Origin of the sequence: Mesobacillus sp., from assembly GCF_049588175.1 — a bacterium.
Taxonomy (GTDB): Bacteria; Bacillota; Bacilli; order Bacillales; family Cytobacillaceae; genus Mesobacillus.
In genome coordinates this window covers 1-4222 of sequence record NZ_JBAVFI010000526.1, presented here as the reverse complement: position 1 = coordinate 4222, position 4222 = coordinate 1, and the positions used below count along the sequence as shown (strand labels likewise).

General features: G+C 42.4%; 5 protein-coding genes. All 5 read left to right on the top strand.

Annotated features, from left to right (window positions below):
- A partial coding sequence (locus tag WB217_RS12830) for a type 1 glutamine amidotransferase domain-containing protein (protein ID WP_423993607.1) occupies window positions 1-439 on the top strand: 439 nt, incomplete at its 5' end.
- 449 nt (window positions 440-888) lie between these two features.
- A complete protein-coding gene (gene map / locus WB217_RS12825; RefSeq protein WP_423993606.1) occupies window positions 889-1641 on the top strand; it encodes a type I methionyl aminopeptidase in 753 nt (250 codons plus the stop codon).
- A 128-nt stretch (window positions 1642-1769) separates the two neighbouring features.
- A complete protein-coding gene (locus tag WB217_RS12820; protein WP_423993605.1) occupies window positions 1770-2630 on the top strand; it encodes a MurR/RpiR family transcriptional regulator in 861 nt (286 codons plus the stop codon).
- Between the two features lie 116 nt (window positions 2631-2746).
- A complete protein-coding gene (gene gnd / locus WB217_RS12815) occupies window positions 2747-3649 on the top strand; it encodes a phosphogluconate dehydrogenase (NAD(+)-dependent, decarboxylating) (RefSeq protein WP_423993604.1) in 903 nt (300 codons plus the stop codon).
- Window positions 3650-3866: 217 nt separating this feature from the next.
- The coding region (locus tag WB217_RS12810) for an ABC transporter substrate binding protein (protein WP_423993603.1) at window positions 3867-4222 on the top strand (356 nt) is incomplete at its 3' end.

The window sequence follows — 4222 nt, the reverse complement described above, 5'->3', positions numbered from 1 at the left end:
AGAAGCTGGCCATGAAGTGATGACGATTGAAAAGGAAAAAGGAAAAACGGTCACTGGCAAACAGAAAAAAGCTGAAGTGAAAATTAATGAAAGCATCGACAAAGTAAGCCCTGAAGACTTTGATGCTTTATTTATTCCGGGAGGCTTCTCCCCAGACCTGCTTCGTGAGGATGAACGCTTCGTCCAATTTGCGAAAGCATTCATGGATGCGAAAAAACCAGTATTCGCTATTTGCCACGGGCCACAGCTGCTGCTTACGGCAAAAACGCTGGAAGGCAGAGATGCAACAGGCTATAAATCGATTCGAGTGGACATGGAATATGCTGGCGCAAAATATCAAGACAAAGAAGTTGTCGTTTGCCAAAATCAGCTCGTCACCAGCAGAGAGCCGAAAGATATCCCAGCATTTAATCGAGAAGCTTTAAATTTGTTAAAATAAACCCTTAACTGAAAACCCTTCTGCAGTTGGAGAAGGGTTTTTTTGTGAGTCAGAATTGGAAAAAATCGCTCGAAATTTCCAGTTCGCCAATATAATTTTATTTTCGCCAATAAAGTTGTGAACTTCGCCAATAAAAATCGATTTTCGCCAATAGAATTGTGAACTTCGCCAAAAAAAATTTCACCGATGATTTAATTGGAATTCATTTACATATATAGGCGGTGCTATAACAATATTACACCTTGAAAATAAGTTGACTGCCATTACTCATCTCAAATTCTTATTAAACTACAAGATTTCAGTTAAAAATCATCCTTTTTAAAACAAACTTCAACTCGTTTTTACTTCACATAGCGCCAAGTGGAATTTAATGTTCATTTTGCGAAAAACATTGTATAAAATAATATATAATAAGGGTTTCAGATTGTATGAATCAGGGAGATGAAAGAATGATTGTTTTAAAATCGGCACGTGAAATTGAAAAGATGAAGGAAGCCGGCAAATTGCTCGCTTCAGTCCATAAAGAGCTTCGTACTTTCATTAAACCCGGTGTAACGACCTGGGAAATAGATGAATTCGTTGAAGATTATTTAAAAAAGCATGGAGCAACTCCGCAGCAAAAGGGCTACCGTGACTATAAATATGCAACATGTGCAAGCATCAATGATGAAGTGTGCCACGGCTTTCCGCGCAAAGAAGCGTTAAAAGAAGGCGACATCGTAACAGTTGATATGGTCGTGAACCTGAAGGGGGCGCTTGCGGACTCTGCCTGGAGCTATGCTGTTGGTGAGGTCAGCGAAGAGGCACAAAGGCTGCTTGATGTAACGAAAGAAGCATTATACCGCGGGATTGCTGCTTCTGTCTCTGGAAACCGCATCGGAGATATCGGCCACGCCATCCAGTCGTATGTGGAAGCTGAAGGTTTTTCTGTCGTGCGTGAATTCATCGGACATGGAATCGGAACGGTCATTCATGAGAAGCCCGATGTACCACACTACGGATTACCTGGGAGAGGCTCGAGGATTAAAGAAGGCATGGTGTTCACAATTGAACCAATGGTCAACATCGGGGAATGGAAAACGAAAATGGATAGCAATGGCTGGACGGCAAGGACTGTGGACGGAAAGCTGTCAGCCCAGTATGAGCATACCATTGCGATCACGAAGGATGGCCCGGTTATTTTAACAGACCAGGAAGATTAATTATGTAAAATAGAGCCGACAACAGTTGAGGCTCTATTTTTTTCTCAAAGATGAAAAAAATTTTCACCAATGCTAAATAACCTAAAAAATAATTTGATAAAATAGTTAAAGATAAAGGGGGCGAAAGAATGGCTGGAGAAATCAGTACACAAAATGTCATCGTAAAAATAAAAGCAATCTACTCCTCACTGTCTTCCAAGGAAAAAGCAGTGGCGGATTATATCTTGAAAAACCCGCAGGAAATTATCCACCTGTCGATCACCGAGTTCTCAGAGAACAGTTCAGTCGCTGAAGCAACCATATTTCGCTTCTGCAAACGGCTTGGATTCCGCGGCTATCAGGCTTTTAAAATTGCCCTGGCAAGCGAAGTGGTAGAGCCAATCAAGAATATCCATGAAGAAATCAAGGAAGAGGATGAGGTCCTCACTCTTGCGGAAAAAGTTTTTACCGGCCACATTGAGGCGATCAAGGATACGTTAAATTTATTGGACGGCCAGGTGCTGGAAAGCATCGTAGAAATTTTAAGCCGTGCAACGAGGATTGATTTTTACGGTTCAGGCGGATCCTCGGCAATCGCGCTGGATGCTTACCATAAATTTTTACGGACAGGCATTAATTGCCACGCCCACAGCGACGGCCACCAACAAATCATCTCTGCTGCATTGCTTGGTCCTGGCCAGGCAGCAATTGGAATTTCACACAGCGGCAGCAATAAAGATGTCATAGAAGCGTTAAGGATTGCAAAAGCTAATGGTGCAGCGACCATCGCCATCACGAATCACTATAAATCTCCTTTGACGAAGGAAGCCGACTATGTCTTATATACAACGTCACGGGAAACTTATTTTCGATCGGAAGCCCTTGCATCAAGACTCGTGCAGCTAAGCTTGATTGATGTTCTGCATGTAGCCGTATCAGTCAGGAAGCAGGAAGAAACACTAGGCAATCTGCAAAAAATCCGTGAGGCTATTTCGATTAAGAGGTATTAATTAGGAAAGATATTTTTCATGCCTTTGAATTTGATGAAAAAAATTTTCGTAATTACGTATACATATGAAAAAATATTTGATACTATCTGGTTATAACAAAAAAGGAGTGCATCTACGTGAAACTTGGAATGGTAGGCCTAGGAAAAATGGGCTTTAACTTGGTACTGAATTTAATGGAAAACGGCCATGAAGTTGTGGCAAATGATATTAATCAGGAAGCAATGAAAAATATTGAATCAAAAGGGGCACAAATTGCCGCTGATTATAAAACAATGGTGGAAATGCTGCCAACGCCACGTGTCATCTGGCTGATGATTCCTGCTGGAGACCTGATCGACCAGGTGATTGAAAGCTTCATTCCACATCTAGAGGCTGGAGATATTCTGATCGACGGCGGAAACTCAAACTACAAGGATACATTACGACGTGCAGAAAAGCTTTCTGGAGCAGGCATCCAGTTCATGGACGTCGGTACGAGCGGCGGCATGGAAGGTGCGCGTAATGGTGCATGTACAATGATCGGTGGCGACGCTGAAGTATTCGCTCATGTTGAGGCAATCTTCAAGGACATTTCAATTGAAAATGGCTACCTTTATACAGGTAAGGTCGGAAGCGGCCACTTCCTGAAGATGGTTCACAACGGCATCGAGTACGGCATGATGCAGGCAATCGCTGAAGGCTTTGAAATTCTTGAGAAAAGCCCATTCGATTACGATTATAAAGAAGTTTCACGCGTGTGGAACCACGGCTCCGTTATCCGCAGCTGGCTGATGGAATTGATGGAAAATGCATTCTCAAAAGAGCCTAAGCTAGAAAGCATCAAAGGCGTCATGCATTCATCTGGCGAAGGAAAATGGACAGTTGAAACAGCTCTTGACCTTCAAGCTGCTGCACCAGTAATCGCCTTGTCATTAATGATGCGCTACCGTTCATTAGAAGACGATACTTTCACAGGAAAAGTAGTTGCCGCATTAAGAAACGAATTCGGCGGCCATGCTGTTGTACGGAATGAAAACTAATTGATTGATCAAGTTCCCCTCGAGTTGAGGGGAACTTTTTTTTGTAGGCTCTTTTTAAACCTGGAGTGGAAATCAATAGTTTAGAGTAACAGAGCCCTTAATAAGTTCCCCCACCAATACCCCAATACGTTCATAAAATTATCCTATTTTACAAGATGGCTACCTTGCTTTTTCCGTTATAGTGGAAATGAAGACACGGAATGAGGGGCGTTGTGCCATGAAAACAAAATGGTATTTCTTTTTTCTGACGATGATTGCCGTTTCGGCGATTCTATATGCTTGGCTTGGAATTCAGGAGGAAGAATCGGTTGAGATTGGAGTCCTGATGATTGGCGAGAACCGTTATGAAAAGTTTACTGGCTTGCAAGAAGGTCTAGAGGACCTCGGTTACAGCCGTCAAGAAGTTAAGTACAGAGTGATGAATGCCAAAGATGGTGAGGAGCGGCTAAGCAAGCAAATAGATCAACTTCTTATTGAAGAACCTGACTTGATCGTGACACTTGGAGGAATTGAGACGCAGCGTTTAAAGAAAAAAATGGATCAGGAGCACAAACAAATTCCTGTCGTTTTTGC